This is a genomic window from Enterococcus sp. AN402 (assembly GCF_040719405.1).
Classification (GTDB): Bacteria; Bacillota; Bacilli; order Lactobacillales; family Enterococcaceae; genus Enterococcus; species Enterococcus faecalis.
The window spans coordinates 728,924-755,000 of record NZ_JBFDTM010000004.1 but is presented as its reverse complement, the minus strand read 5'-3'; the positions used below and the strand labels follow the sequence as shown (position 1 = coordinate 755,000).

18 protein-coding genes, 1 rRNA gene and 1 pseudogene (1 of these 20 only partly in view) are annotated in these 26,077 nt (G+C 38.2%); 2 read left to right on the top strand and 18 right to left on the bottom strand.

Annotated elements, in window-relative coordinates; all coding sequences use genetic code 11:
* The 9 genes from AB1I62_RS04990 to dnaE form a co-directional block, all read right to left on the bottom strand.
* A 16S ribosomal RNA gene (locus tag AB1I62_RS04990) occupies positions 1-1,471 on the bottom strand; it reaches 90 nt to the left of the window's first position.
* Positions 1,472-2,115: 644 nt separating this feature from the next.
* Positions 2,116-3,624, bottom strand: coding sequence for a HAMP domain-containing histidine kinase (locus AB1I62_RS04985; RefSeq protein ID WP_002363430.1), 1,509 nt, complete (start codon positions 3,622-3,624; stop codon positions 2,116-2,118).
* Positions 3,625-3,634: 10 nt separating this feature from the next.
* On the bottom strand, positions 3,635-4,321 hold the full coding sequence (locus AB1I62_RS04980; RefSeq protein ID WP_002355954.1) for a response regulator transcription factor: 687 nt from the start codon (positions 4,319-4,321) through the stop codon (positions 3,635-3,637).
* A 157-nt stretch (positions 4,322-4,478) separates the two neighbouring features.
* The gene (gndA, locus tag AB1I62_RS04975; RefSeq protein ID WP_002355953.1) at positions 4,479-5,900 is read right to left on the bottom strand and encodes an NADP-dependent phosphogluconate dehydrogenase; all 1,422 of its coding nucleotides are present in this window, start codon (positions 5,898-5,900) and stop codon (positions 4,479-4,481) included.
* Positions 5,901-6,104: 204 nt separating this feature from the next.
* Positions 6,105-6,284, bottom strand: coding sequence for a 50S ribosomal protein L32 (gene rpmF, locus AB1I62_RS04970; protein ID WP_002355952.1), 180 nt, complete (start codon positions 6,282-6,284; stop codon positions 6,105-6,107).
* 56 nt (positions 6,285-6,340) lie between these two features.
* On the bottom strand, positions 6,341-6,910 hold the full coding sequence (locus tag AB1I62_RS04965; RefSeq protein ID WP_002363429.1) for a YceD family protein: 570 nt from the start codon (positions 6,908-6,910) through the stop codon (positions 6,341-6,343).
* 372 nt (positions 6,911-7,282) lie between these two features.
* Positions 7,283-9,040, bottom strand: coding sequence for a pyruvate kinase (gene pyk / locus AB1I62_RS04960; protein WP_002355949.1), 1,758 nt, complete (start codon positions 9,038-9,040; stop codon positions 7,283-7,285).
* Between the two features lie 64 nt (positions 9,041-9,104).
* Positions 9,105-10,067, bottom strand: a complete 963-nt coding sequence (pfkA, locus tag AB1I62_RS04955; RefSeq protein WP_002355947.1) for a 6-phosphofructokinase — start codon at positions 10,065-10,067, stop codon at positions 9,105-9,107.
* Positions 10,068-10,239: 172 nt separating this feature from the next.
* Positions 10,240-13,569: a DNA polymerase III subunit alpha gene (gene dnaE, locus AB1I62_RS04950; protein ID WP_016615989.1), complete on the bottom strand. Its 3,330-nt coding sequence runs from the start codon at positions 13,567-13,569 to the stop codon at positions 10,240-10,242.
* Between the two features lie 117 nt (positions 13,570-13,686).
* On the opposite strand from dnaE, the gene AB1I62_RS04945 reads away from it, so the two are divergent.
* The gene (locus AB1I62_RS04945) at positions 13,687-13,872 is read left to right on the top strand and encodes a YjzD family protein (RefSeq protein ID WP_002355945.1); all 186 of its coding nucleotides are present in this window, start codon (positions 13,687-13,689) and stop codon (positions 13,870-13,872) included.
* A gap of 54 nt (positions 13,873-13,926) precedes the next feature.
* Here the strand turns inward: AB1I62_RS04945 and AB1I62_RS04940 are convergent, their stop codons facing one another.
* From AB1I62_RS04940 to AB1I62_RS04930, 3 genes are all read right to left on the bottom strand, one after another.
* Complete coding sequence (locus AB1I62_RS04940) at positions 13,927-15,123, bottom strand: multidrug efflux MFS transporter (protein WP_002381323.1); 1,197 nt, start codon at positions 15,121-15,123, stop codon at positions 13,927-13,929.
* 209 nt (positions 15,124-15,332) lie between these two features.
* Complete coding sequence (locus AB1I62_RS04935; protein ID WP_048737172.1) at positions 15,333-16,739, bottom strand: NCS2 family permease; 1,407 nt, start codon at positions 16,737-16,739, stop codon at positions 15,333-15,335.
* A 151-nt stretch (positions 16,740-16,890) separates the two neighbouring features.
* Positions 16,891-17,466, bottom strand: a complete 576-nt coding sequence (locus AB1I62_RS04930) for a DUF1361 domain-containing protein (protein ID WP_048737182.1) — start codon at positions 17,464-17,466, stop codon at positions 16,891-16,893.
* Positions 17,467-17,671: 205 nt separating this feature from the next.
* Between AB1I62_RS04930 and AB1I62_RS04925 the strand changes: the two genes are divergently transcribed.
* Positions 17,672-18,475, top strand: a complete 804-nt coding sequence (locus AB1I62_RS04925) for a Cof-type HAD-IIB family hydrolase (protein WP_002355941.1) — start codon at positions 17,672-17,674, stop codon at positions 18,473-18,475.
* A 115-nt stretch (positions 18,476-18,590) separates the two neighbouring features.
* On the opposite strand, the gene AB1I62_RS04920 is transcribed toward AB1I62_RS04925, so the two are convergent.
* From AB1I62_RS04920 to AB1I62_RS04895, 6 genes and pseudogenes are all read right to left on the bottom strand, one after another.
* The gene (locus tag AB1I62_RS04920; RefSeq protein WP_104859648.1) at positions 18,591-19,676 is read right to left on the bottom strand and encodes a hypothetical protein; all 1,086 of its coding nucleotides are present in this window, start codon (positions 19,674-19,676) and stop codon (positions 18,591-18,593) included.
* Between the two features lie 142 nt (positions 19,677-19,818).
* Positions 19,819-21,429, bottom strand: a complete 1,611-nt coding sequence (gene aspD, locus AB1I62_RS04915) for an aspartate 4-decarboxylase (RefSeq protein ID WP_104859647.1) — start codon at positions 21,427-21,429, stop codon at positions 19,819-19,821.
* Between the two features lie 159 nt (positions 21,430-21,588).
* On the bottom strand, positions 21,589-21,999 hold the full coding sequence (gene ndk, locus AB1I62_RS04910; protein WP_002381321.1) for a nucleoside-diphosphate kinase: 411 nt from the start codon (positions 21,997-21,999) through the stop codon (positions 21,589-21,591).
* Positions 22,000-22,108: 109 nt separating this feature from the next.
* The gene (locus AB1I62_RS04905) at positions 22,109-22,762 is read right to left on the bottom strand and encodes a DUF4767 domain-containing protein (protein ID WP_002363425.1); all 654 of its coding nucleotides are present in this window, start codon (positions 22,760-22,762) and stop codon (positions 22,109-22,111) included.
* A 42-nt stretch (positions 22,763-22,804) separates the two neighbouring features.
* Positions 22,805-23,724: pseudogene (locus AB1I62_RS04900) on the bottom strand (aminoglycoside phosphotransferase family protein).
* A 79-nt stretch (positions 23,725-23,803) separates the two neighbouring features.
* Positions 23,804-26,047, bottom strand: coding sequence for an amidase family protein (locus AB1I62_RS04895; protein WP_367019126.1), 2,244 nt, complete (start codon positions 26,045-26,047; stop codon positions 23,804-23,806).
* Between the last annotated feature and the right edge of the window lie 30 nt (positions 26,048-26,077).

Genomic DNA, 26,077 nt, shown 5'->3' with positions numbered 1-26,077 from the left:
AAAAGGTTACCTCACCGACTTCGGGTGTTACAAACTCTCGTGGTGTGACGGGCGGTGTGTACAAGGCCCGGGAACGTATTCACCGCGGCGTGCTGATCCGCGATTACTAGCGATTCCGGCTTCATGCAGGCGAGTTGCAGCCTGCAATCCGAACTGAGAGAAGCTTTAAGAGATTTGCATGACCTCGCGGTCTAGCGACTCGTTGTACTTCCCATTGTAGCACGTGTGTAGCCCAGGTCATAAGGGGCATGATGATTTGACGTCATCCCCACCTTCCTCCGGTTTGTCACCGGCAGTCTCGCTAGAGTGCCCAACTAAATGATGGCAACTAACAATAAGGGTTGCGCTCGTTGCGGGACTTAACCCAACATCTCACGACACGAGCTGACGACAACCATGCACCACCTGTCACTTTGTCCCCGAAGGGAAAGCTCTATCTCTAGAGTGGTCAAAGGATGTCAAGACCTGGTAAGGTTCTTCGCGTTGCTTCGAATTAAACCACATGCTCCACCGCTTGTGCGGGCCCCCGTCAATTCCTTTGAGTTTCAACCTTGCGGTCGTACTCCCCAGGCGGAGTGCTTAATGCGTTTGCTGCAGCACTGAAGGGCGGAAACCCTCCAACACTTAGCACTCATCGTTTACGGCGTGGACTACCAGGGTATCTAATCCTGTTTGCTCCCCACGCTTTCGAGCCTCAGCGTCAGTTACAGACCAGAGAGCCGCCTTCGCCACTGGTGTTCCTCCATATATCTACGCATTTCACCGCTACACATGGAATTCCACTCTCCTCTTCTGCACTCAAGTCTCCCAGTTTCCAATGACCCTCCCCGGTTGAGCCGGGGGCTTTCACATCAGACTTAAGAAACCGCCTGCGCTCGCTTTACGCCCAATAAATCCGGACAACGCTTGCCACCTACGTATTACCGCGGCTGCTGGCACGTAGTTAGCCGTGGCTTTCTGGTTAGATACCGTCAGGGGACGTTCAGTTACTAACGTCCTTGTTCTTCTCTAACAACAGAGTTTTACGATCCGAAAACCTTCTTCACTCACGCGGCGTTGCTCGGTCAGACTTTCGTCCATTGCCGAAGATTCCCTACTGCTGCCTCCCGTAGGAGTCTGGGCCGTGTCTCAGTCCCAGTGTGGCCGATCACCCTCTCAGGTCGGCTATGCATCGTGGCCTTGGTGAGCCGTTACCTCACCAACTAGCTAATGCACCGCGGGTCCATCCATCAGCGACACCCGAAAGCGCCTTTCACTCTTATGCCATGCGGCATAAACTGTTATGCGGTATTAGCACCTGTTTCCAAGTGTTATCCCCCTCTGATGGGTAGGTTACCCACGTGTTACTCACCCGTCCGCCACTCCTCTTTCCAATTGAGTGCAAGCACTCGGGAGGAAAGAAGCGTTCGACTTGCATGTATTAGGCACGCCGCCAGCGTTCGTCCTGAGCCAGGATCAAACTCTCATAATAAAAGTTAGAACAATCTTGCGATTGTTAAGCTCAATTTGTTTGCTAGCATATTGCTTGCTTGTTAAAAATGTTTGTTGTCTTGAATTGAATCAAGACGCCCTACACATTTGGTTCGTCTATTCTTTGTTCAGTTTTCAAAGGTCTACGTTACCTCGCAGCAACTTTTATATCATAACAAACTTTCGTTTGAATGTCAAGAACTTTTTTAAAAAATTTCTTTTAAGTTGTTTTGCTCGGTCGTTGCCGTCTGTTGTGACAACTTCTATATCTTATCATTATCTCAGTTGTTTGTCAACAACTTTTTAAAACTTTTTTGTTATTTTATAACAAGTTTTTTTGATCAAATGATTGATTTAAAAGCAATTTCTTTAACGACTTTGTTATTCTAACATGTTATTTATCTTTTCGTCAAGAAAAATTTTTAACTTTTTAAAACTTTTTTCTTAACGAACTGTTTGTCAGAACAGATATTAATATACCAAGGATTTTTCTAAAACGCAACTATTATTTTGCAGAAAAATAACATTTTTTTCAATTTCGAACGATGAATATTTTCTGCAAAGAAAACATTCGTTTCTTTATCTTATAATCCCTTTTCTCTTACTGAAATGTTCGTTAATCATTCGTAAAAAAAGCAACGTACTTTATTGTACGTTGCTCTCTTCTTTTATTCCAGCGATTGGAATAAAAATTCTAAAGATCGTTCCTTGATGCAATACGCTTTCTGCATCAATACGTCCTTTATAGTTTTCGACTAATTGTTTTGCAATCGATAGACCTAAGCCATTACCACCTTTATTTCTTGCACGGGCTTTATCTACTCGATAGAATCGATCAAATATTTTCTCCAAGTCTTCTTCAGTGATTCCTTCACCAAAATCTTGCACAGCTATTTCAAATTCATTCATCGTTCGAGAAATGGAAATATGCACTTCTTTTCGATCGGTTGAATATTTAATCGCATTATCTAATAGAATAATTAGCAATTGTTCAAAGTGATTACGATAGATTTTCAGCTCAACTTCGGTTGGTAAATCGTCATCTAATGTGATATGAAACTCAGGATAAACCAATTGGAAGTTATTAAATACTTGGTAGACTACTTGTTTAGCATCTGTTCGTTCATTTGCATATTGGGTGTCCACTTGTTCAGCGCGTGAAAGGTCAAGCATTTCTTGGACCAAACTCTTCATACGACTAATTTCTTGTAAACTGGCCTTTAATGATTCATCTAAAATTTCAGGATCGTCTTTCCCCCAACGATTTAAAAGGTTTAAATGGCCTTCCATAATCGCAACGGGCGTTCTTAATTCATGGGAAACATCTTCAACAAACTGCTCTTGTTGTTCGATATAGCGTCTCATACGATCTAACATTTCATTAAATATTTCCGAAATATCTGCTAACTCATCTCTCGTATTAATCTCCGGCATGTGGACATCTGATTGCGGGTCTTTGCGGATTGTATCCATCGTGTCTCTCAATACTTTTAATGGTTTTAAGAAATAAGAAGAGAGGATAAAGCCTAAGACACTACTTACAATCAGAGAAATCACTTCTAAAACTACAAGTGTTAATAATAAATGATTACGAATTTCATAAAAAGAAGAAAGTTCATAAAACGCTTGAATATAGCCAATCTTTTCTCGTGTTTCTTTTGAAAAAATAGGTTCCACGGAATAAAAACCGGTTTTATCAAAAACGGTTCGAACAACAGGTAATTGTCGATCCAATTGTAATAACTTATCATATTCATTTTGTGTTTTAAAAACTAGTTTTTGGTTTGTGTCATACACAGATAAATAAAGTTCTGGTTGTCCTAGTTCAGATATGAAACTGTCCATTTCCATAAACGAACCTTCTACTGCTGTATGCTTATTATAGTAGTTTTCATCTCTTTCACTCGGCGTTTTTAAATAGTCAAAAACGTCTGTTACCGTTAAATTTTCATTGGCATTAGCTAATCGATTTGTTACTTCTGCAATCGTTGCTTCGACATTTTCCTTTTCTTTGGCAACAATAAGACTGACAGAAGACTTATAGGTAATCACCGCAAAAATGGTAAAAACTACAAATATAAAGAAAGAACTTGCGAAAGCCCACTTTATAGTTAAAGATGGGCCTTCCAGTTCTTTTTTAATCGTTCTTTTCATTAATTAGTTCTCACGAACGCATAACGTAGCCAGTTCCACGGACAGTTTGGATGTAGCTTTCTTCTCCAGGTACGTCAATTTTATTTCGCAAGTAGCGGATATACACATCCACAACGTTTGTTTCTACTTCTGTTTCATAGCCCCAAACTTTATTTAGTAACACATCACGTGCCAAGACAACGTTCACGTTTTCCATTAGCGTTAATAGTAATTCGTATTCGCGTTTTGTTAATTCAATCATTTCAGAATTACGACGAACGACACGATTTTCTTTTTCAATTGTTAAGTCACGATATGTAATCGTTGTTTGTTTTGCAACGTTTTTATCGCCCTCAATATCAATACGACGAAGTAACGCACGTAAACGAGCTAACAATTCTTCAATTGCAAATGGTTTAACAATATAATCATCCGCTCCATGGTCTAAGCCAGAAACACGGTCAATTACTGAATCACGCGCAGTCATCATAATAATTGGTGTATTTTTCACTTGGCGAACACGGCGACATACTTCTAATCCATTTAATTCTGGTAACATCAAATCAAGAAGGATAGCATCCCATTCGTTGTTAAGAGCGGCTTCCAATCCTGTACGACCATTGTAGTGTACTTCTGTCGTATACCCCTCATGTTTTAATTCAAGCTCAACGAATCTCGCTAAGTTCTTTTCATCTTCAATAATTAAAATGTTGCTCATTTGATTAATTGTCCTTTCTCTTTAAAAGCTATACTCAAGCTCAACCTTTTTATTCCTTACTACTTATTAGAGAATTACTACTCAATCTATCTGGTTCTTTTTTAAGCCACAGTAAAACCATGAGCATGGTGAGCCACACTCATGGTCTCCAGCGTGTTTATTCTTCGTTGTACCAGCTGTAATGGTAGATTCCTTCTTTGTCTGTGCGTTCGTACGTATGAGCACCGAAGTAATCACGTTGTGCTTGAATTAAATTCGCTGGTAAGCGATCTGAACGATAAGAATCGTAATAAGCAATTGCAGATGAGAATGTTGGTACAGGAACACCTGCTTGAACAGCAATCGCAACAACTTCACGAACGGCTTGTTGATATTTTTTCGTAATTTCTACGAAGTATTCATCTAACAACAAGTTTTCAAGTGCTGGATTTTTTTCATATGCATCGGTAATTTTTTGTAAGAATTGTGCACGGATAATACAACCTGCTCGCCAGATTTTTGCAATTTCACCAAATGGTAAATCCCATCCGTATTCTTCAGAAGCTGCACGGAGTTGTGCAAACCCTTGCGCATAACTCATTAATTTACTAAAGTATAATGCTTCGCGAATTTTTTCAATCAATTCTTTTTTATCGCCTGCAAAGTTAAAGGCTGCAGGTTTTGATAAAATGCCACTTGCTTTTACGCGTTCTTCTTTGTAAGCCGAAATAAAACGTGCAAATACTGATTCTGTAATTAATGGTAATGGTACGCCAAGATCTAACGCACTTTGGCTTGTCCATTTACCTGTTCCTTTGTTGCCTGCTGCATCAAGAATAACATCAACGATTGGTTGGTCGGTTCCTTCATCATCTTTACGTGTCAAAATGTCAGCCGTGATCTCGATAAGGTAACTGTCTAATTCGCCTTCGTTCCATTCTTTGAAAATCTCTGCCATTTCATCAACAGATAAACCTAAGATTTGTTTCATTAAATCGTAGGATTCAGCAATTAATTGCATGTCCCCATATTCAATCCCATTATGAACCATTTTTACATAATGTCCAGCACCATTTGGGCCAATGTAAGTCACACATGGTTCACCGTCTTCTGCTTTAGCTGAAATTTTTTCAAGAATTGGCGCAACTAACTCATACGCTTCTTTTTGTCCGCCAGGCATGATAGATGGTCCTTTCAAGGCTCCTTCTTCTCCGCCAGAAACGCCAGTACCAATAAAGTTAATTCCTGAGTTTGCTAGTTCTTCATTACGTCGCATTGTGTCTTTGAAGAACGTATTACCGCCATCAATTAAGATGTCGCCTTTATCAAGATGTGGTAACAATTCTTGGATTGTCGCATCTGTTGCAGGTCCAGCTTTAACCATCAACATAATTCGACGAGGTTTTTCAATTGCATTCACAAATTCCTCAATTGAGTATGTTGCTTGAAAGTTTTTGTCAGGATGTTCTTCAACCACTTCTGTTGTTTTTGATCCTGTACGGTTATACAGCGCAACTGTATAGCCTCTGCTTTCAATGTTTAAAGCAAGATTTTTTCCCATGACAGCCATGCCGACTACGCCAAATTGTTGTTTTGTCATTTTATGACCTCCTATATTATAATCAACGAAAATTCTATGAGCATTCTCTTATAATCCTCACTATTATAACGCACTATCTTTCATATGAAAACAATATAGTGCCAATAAATTTCCAATTTCTTCATATTTTCTTAAAAAAATACAAATCCCCTAGGCTCCATGGTTAGCCTAGGGGATTCAACATTTCAAAAAATGTTTTTATGCTTATGCTTCTTTAGACATTACGTCTTTTCCATCGTAGTGACCACATGCTGGACATACGTGATGGCTTTTTTTCATTTCACCACAGTTTGAGCATGCATTTAAGCCTTTGATTGTTAATTTGTAGTGTGTGCGACGTTTTGCTTTTTTCGCTTTAGAAGTTCTTCTAGCTGGTACTGCCATTGTTGTTCCACCTCCTTGTAAAGATGCGTGTATTTACATACACAATATATTCCAACCTAGCTGTTATCTTCCTCTTCAGCATTATCGCTGAGTAATTCTGATAGTTTAGCCAGACGAGGATCCACTGTTTGTTCTGCTGCTTTCTGCTTACTTTCCAAATATGCTTCTTCTGAAATCACTTCCCAGTCATTGCCACTTGGCATTTCTTGACTGTTTTGTTCTTCTTCTGTAAGCACTTGAATTGGAATGGACAATAGAATGTTGTCTTCGACAGATTCATCTAAATCAATTGTTGGCTTGTCCAATAAAATAATCTCTTCAGCTGCAAATCGTTCATCTCTTGTATCCATTTGTTCTTTTGTCATAAAGACTTCATCGACCGTGATTTGCATTGGCAAAGCCACAGGTTCTAAAGAACGGGATGAAGGAACGGTTACAGTTACCTGAATAGTGTAATGAAGTAAATATTCTGATTTATTGACTGCTAATAAGCCTTCTACTTTGATTGGACTTACATCCAACAAGGTATCATCTCGTTGAAGAAGCTCTTCTTTAAGATGCAATGTTTCTGAAAACACTAGCGGCTCTTCTTTGTATTTATTTAATTCTAACAAAGACCACTTCATAATTATCACTCCTAAGCAACAAAAGCTATTATACAGGGGTATGAAAGCTTTGTCAATGAAATTTTCTTGACAGCCCTTTCTTATTTCCTGTTTTTCTTTCGTTTTTTTTATAATTGTTTTTCTGTTGAAGATAACTTAGCGCTTATTTAATTAAATAACAAAATTTTTGTGTGAAATAACATAAATAATTTAAAACTCAGACATAATTTTACTATTTGCGCCCAACTCTTTATTTACTGAATACGTGTTTCTGAACATTTCATACTACTGTCTTCCTTGTAAAAAAAGCTGAGACAAACTGACGAATCGGTTTGTCCCAGCTTTGCGTCCGAGTACATATTGCTTAAAATCAAATGATTGAATTAATTAGACTTAGATAGCTGTTGTTGCTCCGCGGTAAACAATACCACGACGAGGATCAACAGTAATCACTTCGTCATTATTAATTAATGATGTTGCATCTGCAGCACCTACGATAACTGGAATATTTTGCGCAATCGCTACAACAGCTGCATGAGAAGTTAAACCACCTTCTTCAACAACTAATGCTGATGCTTTTTCAATTGCAGGCATGTATTCTTTATCTGTTGTTTTTGTAACTAAAATAGCTCCTTCAGTCGCTTTAGCAACTGCTTCTTCAGCAGTTCCTGCAACAACGGCTTTTGCAATAATTGCCTCTTCGCCGACACCTTGACCTTGAACTAATTTAGAACCGATCATTTGAATTTTCATTAAGTTTGTTGTGCCTTTTTCGCCAACTGGAACACCAGCAGTGATAATGATTAAATCACCTTCTGAAGCATAACCTTCTTCTTGTGATACTTTTGAAGCTAAATTAAACATTTCATCTGTGCTTGATGGTTTGTCAGCAACTGTTGCGTAAACACCCCATGATAATGATAAGCTACGTGCTTTTTGTTCTGAGAACGTAATTGCAACGATATGTGCTTTTGGACGGTATTTAGAGATCATACGTGCTGTATGGCCTGATTCTGTTGCCGCAACGATTGTTTGGATACCCAAGTTACGTGCTGTATGGCCAACAGATTGTCCGATTGCTTCAGTCATATCTGTTTTGCTATATAATTTCAATGCGAATGAATCTTGGTTAACTAATGTTTCTTCTGTACGAACTGCAATACGAGCCATTGTTTGAACAGCTTCTAATGGGTAATCCCCTGCTGCAGTTTCGCCTGATAACATTACTGCATCTGTTCCATCGTAGATTGCGTTTGCTACGTCATTTGCTTCCGCACGTGTTGGACGTGGGTTACGTTGCATTGAATCTAACATTTGTGTTGCAGTGATAACTGGTTTACCTAAAGCATTACATTTTTTAATTAAAGCTTTTTGGACAACTGGAACATCTTCTGTTGGAATTTCAACACCCATGTCACCACGAGCAACCATTAAACCATCAGAAACTTTTAAGATTTCATCGATATTATCGATACCTTCTTGGTTTTCGATTTTAGGAATGATTTGGATGTGTGTTGCGTTTTCTTCTTCTAAAATTTTAGTGATTTCTAAAACGTCAGAAGCACGACGAACGAAGCTAGCTGCTATAAAGTCAATTCCTTGACCAATTCCGAAACGGATATCGTTAGCATCTTTTTCAGTGATCCCTGGTAAGTTTACAGAAACGCCTGGTACGTTAACGCCTTTTTTGTTTTTCAAGACGCCTTCGTTTTTAACAACTGTTACGATTTCGTTTGCATCACGGTCGATATCAGTTACTTCTAAATCGATTAAACCATCATCTAAAAGAATGTGTGAACCTACGTTTACATCATTGATTAATTCTGGATAAGTGATTGAGAATTTTTCATTTGTTCCTAAAACTTCTGTCATAGAAATACGTACTGAGTCACCAATTTTCATTGTGATTGCGCCATTTTCCATGTCATTTGTGCGGATTTCAGGACCTTTTGTATCTAGTAAGATCGCTACGCGTTTCCCTGTAATTTTTACAGCTTCACGAATGTTTTTAATACGAGCACCATGCTCTTCGTAATCACCATGTGAAAAGTTCAAACGGCAAACATTCATACCTGCATTAATTAAGTTTACTAGCATATCAACGGATTCACTAGCTGGTCCAATCGTACATACGATTTTCGTTTTTTTCATTACTAAAACGCTCCTATTCCAAATTTGTTTATACAAAGCTAATAAGATTAGCTAATATACAAGATTAAAAAGAAATTTCATGATTTAACTCATAAAGAGATAAATCTGGTTTGTGTTTATTGTTTTCTAACGTGTCAATAATATCAGCTGCAACTACTTGGTTATCTAACATACCGATACATAAACCGCCTTTACCTTCTTTTAGAAGTTCAACAGCATATGACCCAAATTTACTTGCTAATACACGGTCACGAGCACTTGGGGAGCCCCCACGAACCACGTGTCCTAAAATTGATACACGCGTATGGAAATCACCGTATTCAGAAAGTTTATCAGCAAATTCATTTCCGCCCATTACGCCTTCTGCTAAAATGATTAAGCAATGTTTTTTCCCGCGGTCGCGGCCTTCTTGAATACGTTTGGCAACGTTTTTCATATCAAAATCATGTTCAGGAATAATGATTTCATCTGCTCCGCCTGCCACGCCTGACCACAATGCGATATCACCAGCGTTACGTCCCATTACTTCGATAACGAATGTACGAACATGAGAAGTCGCTGTATCACGAATTCGGTCAATTGATTCCAAAACAGTGTTAATCGCTGTATCAAAACCGATTGTGAAATCTGTTCCAGGAATATCATTATCAATCGTTCCAGGAATTCCAACAGCGGGGAAACCACGTTTTGTCAAAGCCATTGCGCCATGATAAGAACCGTCTCCACCAATAACAACTAAGCCTTCAATACCGAATTTTTTCAATTGTTCGATTCCTTTTAATTGCCCTTCTTCAGTAGCAAATTCAGGATAACGAGCAGAGTACAAGAATGTTCCACCACGTTGAATCTTATCGCCAACGTCAGCAACATCTAAACGACGGATGTCGCCTGCGACTAAACCGGCAAATCCATAGTTAATACCGTAAACTTCGATTCCATCAAAAATACTTTTGCGTACGACTGCACGAATTGCAGCGTTCATTCCAGGGGCATCTCCCCCGCTGGTTAAAATACCAATGCGTTTCATTCGCTATTTCACCTCATATAATATACTTTCAACTGCCAAAAGAAACCTTTTCGCAAAAATTGATATACAAAAATATTACGTCATTCATTTTACCATTAAAGAACCAAAATGTCTTGAGTTAAGAAGAAAAAAATGAAAAAAGTTGAAAACAACTAGTATTTTTTACCGTAAATCATTTGAAAATGACGTTTTGCTCGCCTAAAACGTAAGCTAATTGTTGCTGACTAGCGCTTGTATGAGCGACCCAATTTTCTTCATTTAATACTATTTTCTTTCCTGTTTTTTCAAAATAGACAATCACTGGAATGTGTCCAGCATGACGACTAAGTACCTCTTTCATTTTCTGAAAAACGTCCGTTTGTTCGACATCTTTTGTAATTCTGATAAAACACGTTTCGTCACTAATTGATGTTTCTACTTGTTGCGCTTTTTCTATTCGTTGAACCAATATTTGCAATTCTTGATTGTACGTACTGCGTTCCACTTTTCCTTCCACATAATAAACTTGCCCTTTCTCGACACTCTGTCTTAACTGGCGAAAAACGGTTGGGAACAACGTTAGTGAAATACTTCCTGTTGTATCATCCCCATCAACAAAGGCCATTTGTTCTCCCTTTTTGGTCCGAATCGTCCGAATGTTTTTGACATAAATCAATAATTTCGTGGGCTGATTTTCAACAAGTTCATGAACAAGTTGCGTTTGCTTGGCTAAGCGTGTTTTTTTGAACTCTTCTGTCGGATGTCCTGATAAATAGACCCCTAAATATTGTTCTTCTTGTTCTAGTCGCTCTTCTAGCGGATAATCGGCAATTTCTTCTTCCTTTGGCTTCAATGTTTCTAACAAATCCATACTACCACCGCTGAGAAGAATACTTTGGATATTACTCTCTAAACCTACTGCTAATTGACGGCGATTAGGCGCAATTTCGTCAAATGCACCGATGGCAATCAATGGTTCGATATTTTCAACTTTCAACCACTTACGGTCAATTCGCAAAAGAAACTCATCGAACGTTTTGTACGGTCCATTTTCTCGGCGTTCATTTAAAATATTTTGAATGAAGTCTCGGCGGATTCCTTTTAAAGAACTAAAACCAAATAAAATTTGCTGTTGCTGATTTAGGTAAAAGCTGTAGTGACTTTGGTTAATTGACGGCTGCAAAATCGTCTGCTTGTTTTTTCTAGCTTCGCCAATATATTCTTTAATTTTTGTTGGATTATGACGAACAGAATGCAACAATGCGACATAAAAAGCACTCGGATAATGAACCTTCAAGTAAGCCATTTGAAAACCAATAAAGGAATAGGCAAATGCATGCGAGCGGTTAAAGCCATAATTAGCAAAGCGCTCAATATAATCGTACACTTGGTTAGCTGTCTCTTGGGGATAGCCTTGTTGTAGCGCACCATTAACAAAATGATTTCGTTCTTCATCTAGCACATCTTTTTTCTTTTTACTAATGGCCCGACGTAAAATGTCAGCTTGCCCTAAAGAGAAGCCTGCCATTTTCGCAGCAACTTGCATAATCTGCTCTTGGTAAACAATAATTCCGTACGTATTTTCTAAAATGGGGGCGAGACTAGGCTCTGGATAACTAATTTGTTCCAAGCCTTTTTTCCGGCGGATGAAAACATCAATATTTTGCATCGGACCAGGACGATACAAGGCATTGACAGCAGCAATATCTTCAATGCTAGTTGGTCCTAATTTTCTTAATACATTCCGAATTCCAGCAGATTCAAACTGGAAAACACCACTTGTTTCCCCTTTTCTAAATAAAGCCAGCGTTGTTTCGTCATCTAATGGAATCTGATTTAAATGAATGGTTTGATTATAGACGCGTTTAATAGCTGTGAGGGTATCATCAATGATAGATAAATTTCTTAAGCCCAAGAAATCCATTTTCAGAAGACCAATTTTTTCAACATCATTCATAGTAAATTGGGTCAATAAAATTTCATTCGATCCTGGTTGTAACGGAACCAAATTCAAAAGATTTTCATCACTAATTACCACACCTGCTGCGTGCGTAGAAACATGGCGAGGTAATCCTTCTAGCTGAACAGCTGTTTTATAGAGCAATTGATTATTTGGCGAAAAATTGACCAATTCTTGCATCCGTTTCGACTCTTGGTACGCTTCTTCTAACGTAATTTTCAGCTTGTTGGGGACAGCTGCCGACCAACGATTCGCTTCACTCTGGGACAACCCGAAAACACGTGCAACGTCCCGTAAAACCATTTTCGCAGCCATCGTACCAAACGTGGCAATTTGCGCCATGTGATAATGACCATATTTTTGACTGACATAAGCTAAAACTTCCTCCCGCCGATTATCAGGAATATCTAAATCAATATCGGGCATCGTGTAGCGTTCTGGATTCAAAAAACGTTCAAAAAGCAAATCATATTTGATTGGATCTACATCTGTAATTGATAGCACATAGGACACTAAAGAGCCTGCAGCTGAACCTCGGCCAGCGCCTGTAACAATTTGATTGTTATGACAGAAGTCCATCACATCCCAAACGATTAAAAAGTAATCATCAAAACCCATATTGTGAATGATGGTTAACTCTTTTTCTAATCGTTTTTGGTAAACTTCATTTAGATGAGGCACTCTTTCTGGTAATTTTTCTAAACACAATGTGCGTAAATAAGAACCAGCCGTTTGATTATCAGGCACAGGAAAATGCGGTAATAATTTTTGATGTAAAGGAATGTCAACTCGGCAATTTTCAGCTAGCTGAATCGTATTCTGGACCACTTCTGCACCAGCTATTTGAAGCATTTGTTCCATCGTCGTCTCTGCTTCACGCAAGTAATTCAGACCTTCTATTTCCGGTGTTTGGCTTGTAATATTCAATTGATTATTTTCTTTGATGCTCTCAAGAACAGTTACGGCAAAGCCTTCTTCCCTTGTTAAATGACGTACCTCTTGCAAAGCCACGCCAGGTAATTGTTCTCTTTGGTAAAAAGAAAAGAGCGCTGGATTGCGTTGTTGATTCATTGAAAAAGAATGTTCAACAAATAACGACTGGGGATCAAAATATGAAGCAAGTTGTTGGAAAGCGTGAACCGCTTGTTGTTCATCTTCAAAAAATGTTTGGGCGACTTCTCCTTTGGCTGACAAAGTCACGGCAAATAAATCACTTAATAAGGATTGATGTTCCGCTAAGTAAAAGGGACCCTCTGTCGTCATTTTGCTGCTAGATAGTTGCATTAATTGCTGATAACCTTTTAAATTTTTAGCAAATAAAAGCAACTCGGAATGCCCTTCTTTTTCTGCTGGGGTATATTCTAATCTTAAACCGATAATTGGTTGAATTCCCGCTTCTTGGCATGCTTCATAAAATTCAACCGCCCCATGCAAGACATTGATATCGGTAATCGCTAATGTTTGATAACCTAACGCTTTCGCTTGTTTTACATAGGAACGAATCCTAACCGTACTAGATAAAAGCGAATAGGAAGTAACGGTATGTAATTGTGGAAATGACATTGGACAGCTCCTTTTTGAATCCTTGCTATTTTTTGCCTCTTCTCTTATTTTCCTATCGCGGATTCTTTACTTTTAAAGAAAATATGCTAAACTAAGAGCTAGAAAAGAGGTGCTCATATGCGTTATCTTGTTGTATTTTTCTGGACCTTCGCATTAGGCCAAGTCGTTGGATATATCGGCGGTGCATTATCTGGTGGTTCATACGACTTTAAAATGACAACGATTCTATCGTTGGCAACAGCCGTTATTATTTTATTAATTGCACACTTTGCAGTACCGAAAGAAACCAAACCTGTTAAATAAGAAAAAACCAGTTACTAAAGTTATTGTAACTGGTTTTTTTATCTTTTCAACTGTTTAGAGCTTTTTATTTAAAACTTTTCGGAAATTAAAGAAGGACAACCCAATGTTTCCTAAAACGAAACAAGCGGTTACCAGAAAAACAGAAGAATAGCCAAAACCATGGGCAACTGTTGACCCTACCATCGGCCCTAAAACTTGACCGAAATTACTACACATCTGATTGTAACTATAAACTCTACTTACGCCCTCCGTTGGCGTTATTTTACTAATTAACGTATTAATTGATGGCATTAAAGCGCCTGTTGAAAAACCTAAAAGGAATCGCAAAACGCCTAACTGAAAAGGTGTTTGCACAAACGCCATGGGAATGTAACAAATAAAAGAAAGAATTAATCCGCCTAATAAAACTTTTTGGTTCCCAATGCGGTCCCCAATTTTTCCCAAAGTTGGAGAAGAAATAATTGCTGAAACGCCGGCAATCGAAACAATCAAACCACTAACAAATAATACATTCTCTGTATCGCCACTTAAAGATCGAATATATAGCGTTAAGATTGGGCTGATACTTGTAATTCCTAATTGTAAAATTAACGTAGTCACAAACAAACCAATCAATACTGAAACATGATCCATCTTACTAAAAATTTCTTTCGTCGTTAATAAATCCTTTTTCTCAACTGGTTGAAAATCTTCTTTAACTAAAAAGATAGTCAACAACGTTGTAATGAATAAAATAACGCCGGTAATAATAAAGACATTTTCCATTCCAAACCACTGTGCCAACGCACCGCCAATCGATGGCGCAATTAACGTCCCAGCAATTGCACCTGTTGATAATGTCCCTAGAGCCCAGCCATTTTTCTCTTTTGGCGCCTGCGATGCAATCATCGCTGTTGCGTTAGGAATATAGCCGGATAAAATCCCGTTCATAAAACGCATAATCAACAGCCAGTATACATTAGGGACAAATGCTAACGCCCCCATTGTGATCGTCATTCCTGCTGCAGCCCGAATCATCATAATTTTCCGACCTTTTCGATCAGCTAAATTTCCCCAAATCGGTGCAACAATCGCAGCAGCAAACGCCGTGACAGAAATTGCCAATCCAGAAAACAACTCTACTTGACTCTTAGGCGTCCCTAATTGTTCAACATATACTGGAATAAACGGCATAACTAAGCTAATACTCGCCCCTGTAAAAAAGCAACCAATCCATGCGACTAATAAATTCTGCTTCCATTTTATTTTCATACTTTTATCCACCTTATCACCTCTTCACCTACCACTATACTCTAAAAGAGTGAATCTCTCAAAAGAAAATTCTTTTAAAAAAAAGTCTGACAGACCGGTCAAAACGACCAATCTGCCAGACTTCTTAACACTTGGGCTTAAGATAAATAGCTGAATAAACGCAACACCTTCAAAGCTAACCGCTGTTATCTCAGCCTCACTTCTATTTACTATAAAATAGCTAAGATTACAAAGTTTAAGATAAACAACGCATCAATGACCCAAATAATTGGTGAAACTTCTTTGGCTTTCCCTTTGACTACTTTCACCACTGCATAAAAGATGAACCCAGCAGCAATCCCATAAGAGATGCTATAACATAATCCCATGAAAATTGAAGCAAAAAATGCTGGAATCGCATCTTCTAAATCCGTCCAATTGATGTCTTTGAAAGAAGCTAACATCATAATTCCCACTAAAATTAACGCTGGAGCCGTAGCTTGTGCTGGCACAATAGCAATAAGTGGTGAAAAAAGACTACTTAGGGCAAATAGAATTGCTACCACTACCGATGTCAAACCTGTTCGACCACCCGCACCGATTCCTGCTGCACTTTCTACATAAGTTGTCGTATTCGATGTACCAAAAATCGCACCGATAGATGTTGCAATAGCATCTGCAAATAGAGCTTTGTCCATTTTAGTGCTGAAACCCTTACTATCTTCTAAAGCTAATTCATCTTCTTTAGAGAAAATCCCTGTTCGACGTCCCGTACCGATAAATGTTCCAATTGTATCAAACGTATCTGATAAACTGAAGGCAATAATGGTCATTAAAACTTGAGGAATTTTTGAAGAATCACTAAACAATGACTGTAACCCCTCAGCACCAAAAGCAGCGCCAAAAGTTGTACCTAATTCTTTAAATGAATTGCCCAACGAATTAGCATGCCAATCAACCGAAGCAGTGTCTACCACCCCCATTGGAATTGCGACTAACGTAGTAACCACAATGCCAATTAAAATAGCTCCACGAACATTCGTGACAACTAAAATCGTTGTTAAAACTAACCCAATTACCGCCAAAATAATGGCTGGATTATCAAAATTTCCTAAAGCGGGCACGATACTCGAACCATTCACAACACCATTTTGAGGTTCTGCTTGTACTGTGAAACTTAGTAAGCCAGCATTTTTCAACCCTACATAAGCGACAAAAATTCCAATCCCACCACCAATAGCATGTTGTAAACTCTCTGGAATTGCTTTAATAATCATTTTGCGAATTTTTGTCACTGTAATCAAAATGTTAATCAAACCACAAATAAAAACCATTGCTAATGCTTGTTGCCAAGTATACCCCATCCCAAAAACGACCGTAAACGTGAAGAAAGCATTGAGTCCCATTCCCGGTGCTTGAGCGTAAGGTACATTAGCAAACAGCCCCATAATTAATGTACCGATGATTGAAGCAATAATGGTCGCTAAAAAAACAGCCTGAAAAGGCATCCCTGTTTCTGAAAGAATGGACGGATTAACAAATAAAATATAACTCATTGCAAAAAAGGTCGTAATCCCCGCCATTATTTCAGTTGATACCGTTGTCTTGTTTTCCTTTAATTTGAAAAACGTATTCATAATTGCACTTCTCTCCCTTAAAATCCATGTTTTCGAATAATTACTCTTTGATTATAAGAGAATCGCTATCTTTTTACAACAAAATATTAACTATTATATATATTTTTCTATATAACGTTCGTGTTTCGCGGATATAAAAAAAGAAAAAGCTTTACATTGTTTCTTCTTTTCCTAATAATTGGATTAGCCCAAACAACAGCATCTGTAGAAACATCATTAATAAAATAAACATTAATTTTTGAAGGGACCAGTCAAAAAAGATAATTTTCACTGTTTCAATTGGACTCATGAAAAGATAGACACTGTGTAATCGATCAAAACGTCCAACATAAATCGCCAAAGCAGACAAGAAATGAAGGCTGGCTTGAAAGACTACAATTGTTCTATAACCGCAATAACTTTGCAATTTCTGGCTAACAGTTGTTACTGTTTTCATCCCTAAAAGCCCATATATAACAATCCCGCTAGTTAAGCAAACAAACGCCCACCAATCACCAATTTGGTTTGCAAAAATCGTATTAAAGCCTCGATAAATAGATAGCGTTTCTAAATGAAAAAAATCCGTAAATAGGTACGGCGCATTAGGATAAAAAATTAACCAAGCAAAACCTATCAACCAATCCCTTTTACGTTTTTCTGCGTTTAAAAGATAACTAAGTTCAATTGGAATATAGGCTAACAACACGTTCAACGCCATAAAATGAAAATGCGTAGCAAATAACCACATATAGATACAATAGATTAAGGTGATCACTCGTAAATAATTTCTAGAATTTTTCAAGATGCTCTGCGCTCCTTTTTCAAACTGTTTATTTTAGTGTAGCATACTTCTTAAGCTTTTTTTTAAACCTTATAAATGAACATGCTTCTCCCCTTGATAATCTTCGGTTTTATGCTAGACTGAGTAAAAGGCATTTAGGAGGAATTTTTACTTGAAAAAATTAATTGCTATTGATTTAGACGGCACAACATTAAATGCACAGTCTTTAATCAGTCCAAAAACCGAACAAACACTAAAAAAAGCGATTGACAACGGTCATTACGTCAGTATTGCCACTGGACGTCCCTATAGAATGAGTCATCAATTTTACCAACAACTTGGCCTAACGACCCCTATGGTTAACTTTAACGGCGCTTTAGTCCACATTCCAGAGAAAAAATGGGACTTGGAAAGCGAAGCCAATATTGAGCGTGACCTAGTCTTTGACATTTTGGCACAGAAAAAAGAATTACAATTAGATTTTGTTGCTGCTGAAAACAAAGAAACATTTTATATCGATACGTTAGATGGGTTCGATCCGAAATTTTTTGCTTCCAAAGCAACCTTAGATAATTTACTTACTGCTAAAAATTTACGAACAAATCCTACCTCAATGATGGTTCGGACCACACCAAACCAAGCTGAAAAAGTTGCTGATACATTGACAAAACAATATGGTGATTATATTGATGTCCGCACTTGGGGCGGTCCAATGCCTATTTTAGAAATGGTCGCAAAAGGAATTCAAAAGGCCCATGGCGTTGATCAAGTGGCGAACTTTTTATCTGTCAAACCAGCTGATATCATTGCTTTTGGCGATGAACATAATGACGAAGAAATGTTAAGTTATGCTGGTTGGGGTGTTGCTATGAACAATGCCACGGATAAAATTAAATCCGTAGCCAACGATGTCACTGAAAAAACAAATGATCAAGATGGTTTAGCAGATTACTTAGAAAATTATTTAGATCTATAAAAGGCTAAAATAAAAGTATTTCTTTAAAAAGAACTCACTTTGGTTTAGCTGATAATCTTAAGATTACGAAAGTAGGGCATAAGTCGAAACGACTTATGTCCTACTTTCGTTTTTTTTATTCCTTCAATGAATTTTGAAACGTGCTGATTCTTTCAGCCAATCTTTGATAAGTAGTAAAAGACGGATGCTTTAGCTCTTGTTCTTCGTTAACGGATAAAGTTTGTTGTGTCGTAATGGCCTTTGTTAGTGTATCTACAAAATGAATAAAAGAATTGTTGGTTTGTTTATTATATCCTGGTGAATAATATTTCGATTGACGATAAAAAGGCCGCAGAGCTGTTTCTGTGATTTTTTCCTGTTCATCTGAAAAGTATTCATCATAGCTGACATGTTTTATTTTCTGCTCTTCTGTTATCACTTGAAGTCGAGCGATTAGGCCATTGCCTAAATCTTCTGCGTAACCGATATACGTTTCTTTCGCTGGCTCTTTTAGCCAAGTGTCCATCTCTGCTGCTAAAGGCATTAAACCTTCACGCGCAGAAGTTGATGAACCGCGTACCGTATAAAAATTACCTGTGACACGATTTTCGTCACGCATTTGTTTTTCTACATAAGTAATACCATTAACAACGGTGACTAACGTATCGTCTGTACGCGTGTTGCTTGCTTGAAATTCAGGATAATCCGACAGGCGTTTGTTGACACCCGAATATCGTGTATCGTAATAAGGATCACTAGCAAACTCTGTAAACTCAACATTCAGAATCCGTTGCGTTTCAGGTTCCGTAATAATCTCTACAATGCCGTAATTTCCGCCAGTAAATACACCTTCATTTTTATAATAGTTACCCGTCATTAATCCCAAAGGCGGTTGATTGGACCAAAACATTTTTTCCTTTTTTTCTTCTGGTGTATATTTTGCTGGTGGGGTTGTCCCAAATGTCGTTTGTGTGGATCCTGTAACCACTTCGTACGTGTATTCATGAGAATCAAAAGTCAATTGATTAGCAATCAGTTCGTCATTTTTAGTCGGCGCTTGTTTTTCCACCGCAGAAGTCGTTTGATTGGTGACGGTAACTTGCTTCACTTGCTTTGTCTCTTGCGGACCACTTGTTGTTTGTTTCGTTAGCTCTTGATCTGGCGCACAACCAACCAAAATAAATAATCCGATAAAAACCAACATTCCTTTAATATGTTTCATTCACTTTTCTCCTTTTTATAAACGCTTAACTTCCTCTTATCTCCAGTGTAGCAAACATTTATAAACCAAAACTGACGGAAAAATGAATAAATAATAAACAAAAACGCTAAGCCTCCTGCAGCTTAAGAGACTTAGCGTTTTTTTATTTAATTGCTTGGCGCTTTTGGCGCAACCACTCTTCTTTAATGTGTTCAGATAGGCGAATCATTCGTTTACCAACTTCACTATATTGGTTAGTAGCTAAATTGGCTAAAGAAATTCGAACTGACCATTTGTCACTCCCGAAAGCATCCGCTTTTAAAAGCATTAATTTTTCTTTTTCTGCTAAAGAGGTTAATACTTTTGTGATCGTCCAAGATTTCGTTAAATAACTTGAAAATTCTGGGCCATAACGTTTTTCTGTCCAATCTCTAAAGTTAATTTCACAATAATATGCTGTATTTAAACTTGCTAAAGGCTCTTCAATGCCTAAGGTGCGGAACAAGAGCTTTTCACGCGTATGACAAATATCCATCACTTCGTCTTTATAAGCTTGACCGTCTTTTAACAAAGCATACAAACTAAATAAAGCCATCATCGCTTGCTGAATAGAAGAAAGTCCCGCTGCATGGTTCAACGCAATATCGCGGCTGTCTGCGACTAAGCGGCTGATAAAGTTAATTTGGCTTGTGTCTGCATTCAATGTAGCATAACGTGCCTGTAATTCCATTTTTCGAGCCACTGGCAATTCTTTTAATATTTGATCAAAGATGTTCTCTTGACTGACCGCAATGGTCCCCACACGCCAACCGGTAGCGCCAAAGTATTTAGAATAAGAATAGATACAGGCTGTATTGTAAGGTAACTCCGTAAATAGTGAACGGAAAGCTGGCACAAAGGTTCCGTAAACGTCATCTGTTAAAATCATTAACTTAGGGTTATCCACTGCAACGATTTGTTTGATTTGTTCAATGGTAGGTTTTCCCATAGCATTGGCAGTTGGATTGCTGGGATTTACGACAAAAACCGCTTTGATGGACGGGTCTTTTAGTTTATCAATTTCCTTGTTTGAGTATTGATACGTCGTTTTTCCATCAATGATCATTTGCTCTGCTTTGATTTTAACCACGTCAAAATCATAACGTGGTAGTTCTGGAATTTCTAGATAAGGAGCAAACGTTGGTAATAACAACGCAATACGATCACCTTTTTCTAGTAAATAATTATTTGCCAACGTATCAAACAAGTAACAAATCCCTGCTGTACCACCTTCAACGGCAAAAATATCAAACGGTTGTGCTTCGCTGGAAAATAATTCTTGATTTAAATATGCTTTAATCGGTTGTTCACACGCCTTCAAGCAACGAACAGGATTCGGATAATTATCCCCAATCACATAGTCTAACATGGCATCTAACCACATTTCCTTATCCATCCCAAAATAGTTATGCTCTGCTGTCCAAATTTCTTGTAAGAAAGTTGCCCCTTTGCTAGGATTTTCTGCTAAAAAGTTTAAGAAGCGTTGCGTTCTACCAAAACTTGGCTGAATCATACCAGCCGTTTGTTCGCTCCCCTCTCTTAACGTTTCTTTTGTAGCAAATTGACCTAATAAAAAAAAGGCTTCCCTTGGTGTTGGCGCCGTCCAATTAGGATTGCCTCGCCCTGCATTTAGCAATGTTTCTAAATTATGATTTTCTTCATGTAATTTCTTCTCTAAAAATAGACTTAATTCAAACGGACTAAGGTTTTCTGTCAATTCATCACTTGTTATCATTTTATCCTCCTGAAGCACACGCAGTCATTTAGTATTTAGTATGTAGTCTATACTACTCTTCTACCTCCAGATGTCAACCATTTAAGCGGAATATTCTGACAATTAATAAAAAAGAAGCAATCCTTTATAAAAAATAAAGGATTGCTTCTTTTTCGCTGATTAACCAAAGAACCGTTGCATCTCAATTTTTGCTGATTGGACAGAATCAGAAGCATGAATTAAATTTTTGGTGACAGACAACCCATAATCCGCTCGTAAGGTGCCACTTTCAGCATCTAACGGATTCGTTGCTCCAACTAATTTACGCACTTTTTTAACCACATTGTCCCCTACAACGACCATCACAACCACTGGGCCACTTGTCATATAGGCTAATAATTCAGGGAAAAATAGTTCATCTTTTAAATGCTCATAGTGTTCCTTCACTGTTTCTACTGTTAGTCGTTCGAATTTAAGGTGCAATAAGTCAATACCTTTATCTTCAAAACGTTGAATGATTTTGCCAACTAACTTCCGTTCAACGCCATCTGGCTTAATAATTACTAAACTTGTTTCCTTCATTTTTTCCATCCCTTTCAAAACTTCCTTTTGCCCTTTCCCAAGGGGTAGCTACAGAATAAAATGAAAGCGGATACTTTGTCAATGATAAATTTTCTTTTCCTTTTGATTAAATAAAAAATTAAAGATTATTCACAAGGTTTGTGAATTGTTCTTTCAGTTCTGTATTGCTTGTTTCTTTTAAAAACAAATAAGGTTGCTCCTCTACTGGCTGTTCTTTACTCACATAAACTTTGGCTTCACCATTCACTAAAGTAAATAAATAGACATGCTTCTGGGCAACTTGTGTCGCACTGTCAGAGTATACTGCCACCAGACAATAACCCCCTTCGCTGCCTGTTTCTGACCAATTTAACCAAATGGGATTGTTCCCAATAGCTGGTTGTATTTTAGGTTCATAACTCAATAAATCATCAGGCACTTGAATCGTGTAAAAAGCTACAGAGTGACCTGGTTGGTACGCTTGATAGTTCTGATTGCGTTCTTGACCCCAGATTTCCATGTATTGTCCTAACTGTTTTGCTTTTTGCTGATTCCAAATCGTCCCTTCTTCTGTAACTAATTCAGTTAATTCTTGTGTTTGCGTTGTTTGCTCTAATTCCAACGCCGTGGTTTGACTAACTTCGGTTGCTGAAATCGCTCTTGTTTCTTCAGTATTTACATTGTTTGTTTGTACGGTTTGTACTTTCTGTGATTCCTCTTTCGATTTTTGCCAACCACAGCTAGATAAAACGCTTCCAACAACCGCTATCATAATAATCCCGTTTAGTTTCATTCCTTAAACTCCTGTTTTTATTTTTATTCTATCGAAATAAACCTAAAATCTCAATCCCTTTCTTTGGATAGTTGAAAACCATTTGGGAACTAGTAATTGTTGGTATTGCTGTTCCATAGTCCTGATTTCTTTTTCACCAAAGCTCAGTGCCCAAACTAAAGAATAGAGTCCTGCGTGAAAAGTATAAAGCTTTTGAAACTGCCAAAATAAGGTAGGAACTTTCCCAGCAAAATAACCTTGTAATTGACCATAAGCAAACAATGGCGAAACATTTCTTGAAAAAAATTGTAACTTGTAAAATTCTTCATAAGGATCCCCAAAATCCCATCGATTAAAATCAATCACACCGACCTGCCTAGTTGGCAAGTAAATAAAATTTCCTGCATGGAAATCTCCATGCTGATAAACTACAGGCCGTTGTTGCAATAACGGTAATTGTTTTTCTAAATATGAAATTATTGGCTGCTGGTACGGCATACAAAATTGAGATTCCTTATACTTATTTAGTTGGCTCTGCTTTTTTTCGTATAAATTTTGCGCAATCTCTCTTTGACTAATCCTTTCGGGCAACAAAAGCTTATGGATTTTGTTTAAATAGCGGCCTGACTCTACGCCTAAAAGTTCAGTTGTCTTTTGGGAGAAAGAGCGGGTAAAACATCGCTTAAGTCTTCACCTTCTAGATACGTTAATAACATGTATCCTTGTTCACTTTCAGGAATAGGTGCACATAAAAAAGGTTTAGAACTGGGAAATCCTAACGCCGCTACTTTTTTGATAAATTGATATTCTTGTTGTTTGGCTAATAACTCTTCTTGTTGAAAAATTCGCAATAAAAAGGTTTCTTGATTTTTGGTAACTTTAAACTTTAAATCAGTTGACCAACCACGGTGAATAGCTTCAACTTTTTGCCATTGCTGAAACGCTGGAATCTTCTCAAACGCCCTCATTACTTTCGCCTCCATTTCCCTATTGGTTTTAGTATACCAAAGAAAAAAGGCTGGAGACAATTGGGGATAAATTGTCTCTAGCCTTGACTGGTTATCATTTTCTAGTTTTCCTTATATAAATCGTTCCACTCGTTACTAAGAAAGCTCCTCCTAAAACAATCCAGAAAGTACTAGGTACTTCTGCACCTGCTTTTGGTAATACTTTTTTGGGAAGCTGTTCTTTTTTCCCAATCATATTTTTATCAGAAAAAGCATGCGTACTTTCTGTTGATTTGGTTCCCTGATTTGCTGATGAATTCAGCGAATTATCTAAGGATGACTCACTAGTAGTTTTTCCAGCTTTGTCTGGGTTTTGGTTTTTTCCTTCGATTGGTTCTTCACTTGTTTTTGTTTCTTTGTCTTTATCTGGTTTGCCACTTGCATCTGGCTCTTTGTCTTTGTCTGGTTCGCCGCTTGCATTTGGCTCTTTGTCTTTGTCTGCTTCGCCACTTGCATCTGGCTCTTTGTCTTTGTCTGGTTCGCCACTTGCATCTGGCTCTTTGTCTTTTTCTGGTTCGCCGCTTGCATCTGGGTCTTTGTCTTTGTCTGGTTCTTCTACATGTGGTTGATTTATCTTGTGGTTATTTTCAAATAAAGCACCTAATTGTAGCAATGTTCGGTCTTCATTTAATGCACTATTAAATTGAATCCCCAAAGGCAGTCCTTCTTTTGAAACGTAAGTTGGTACACTTAATGCTGGATGTCCAAATAAATTTGCTTGTTGTGTAAACGGTGTATATGTGAACGCCGTCAGCCATTGGTCATAAATCAATTGTTTTTGTTCTGCTGGTGACAATTGATCAATTTTTTCCATCTGTGCTGCATGTTCTGGTTTTAGTAACGGATTATCAATACTAGGTGCCGTGGCAGCCGTCGTTGGTGTTAATAAGATAGGATACTGTTGATAAAATTCGTCCATCGCTTGTGCTTGTAAAGCAATATCTGTCCAAGCCGCAGTTGTCTCTTCACTCGTTATATTTTTTCCTGTTTGAAAAAGCGCCCATGTTAACAGTTCTACATCATTTCGTTCAAGCGGTCTTTTCAATTTCTGCCGCGCCATAAAATCGGCAATTCCTGCTGAGCCAGCAGCTACAGTATAATAATTTTTCATTAGACGTTCCCCATCAACAGGGTGCTTCACTTCAACCAATGTGTACCCTTGGTCTTTTAAAAAAGCAACAGCTTCAGCGACCGCCTCTTTTGCTTCGGCACTTATAGGCGTTCCGGCAGGAGATTCTGTTGTATAAGCAATGGGTTGCGCTTGACTTAAATGTCCCGCAGGAAGATCTTTTTTGGTTAATAAGGTTTCAAATAATGCATTTGTATCCGCCACGGTTCGACTTAAACCAAAGTGAACAGTTTGACCTTTTGCACTATTAGAATTGCCAATGATTACTCCTCTAGAAGGTTTCAAGCCTACGGTGCCTGTCCAAGAAGCAGGGATGCGGATAGAGCCACCAGCATCACTTCCAGAAGCAATGGGAACAAATGCCGAGGCGACACTAGCACCCGCTCCGCCTGAAGAACCACCTGAATAATGGTTAGGATTCCATGGATTGACGGAAACGCCATATAACTTTGAATCTGAAATATTCTTCCATCCTAATTCTGGATAATTCGTTTGACCAATGATTATGAATCCAGCATTTTGTAGTGCTTTGACAAAGGTCGATGTCCCACCAGCTACTTGATCTTGGAGAAAACCAAAACCGTTCGTGTTGCTTTCACCTTTCAAGGATTGTCCTAACCCTTTTAGTAAGAGCGGCACACCTAGAAATGGTTGACCTGTATCTTGTAAAGCTTTTGCTTCTGTCAAAGCCGCTTCTTCTCGTAAAGTAATGACCGCATTTAATGTAGGATTTTCACGTTTAGTGATGGCCAACGCAATTTTTACTAATTCTTCGCTCGTCACCTTTTTTTCTCTTACTAAAGTTGCTAACTCCAGTGCAGTTGCTTGTTTATAATCTGCTTCTGAAAAAACACTCTCTGCAGAAACAGCTTTTTCATCTGTATCACTATTTTGTATCTCATTTGTGGTTTCAGTAGTTACTGCAACCACATTTCCGCTACTGCTTTCGGCGATTGCCGGAGAGGATTCTTTTTCCTGCATCACCGTTTGGCTAGTAGTTTCAGATTCCAAGTTAGCTACAGTCTGACTGGTTTCTGTTGTTACTGATTCCGTCTCTGTTTGAACGGTTGTTTCTAATATACTTTCTTGTGCCAACATTGGTACCCCTACCAGTGTTTGGCTAATTAATAAAATAATCCCTAACTTTTTGAACAAAATCGACTTCTTCATAAGTCACATCCTTTATCTATTAATACAGAT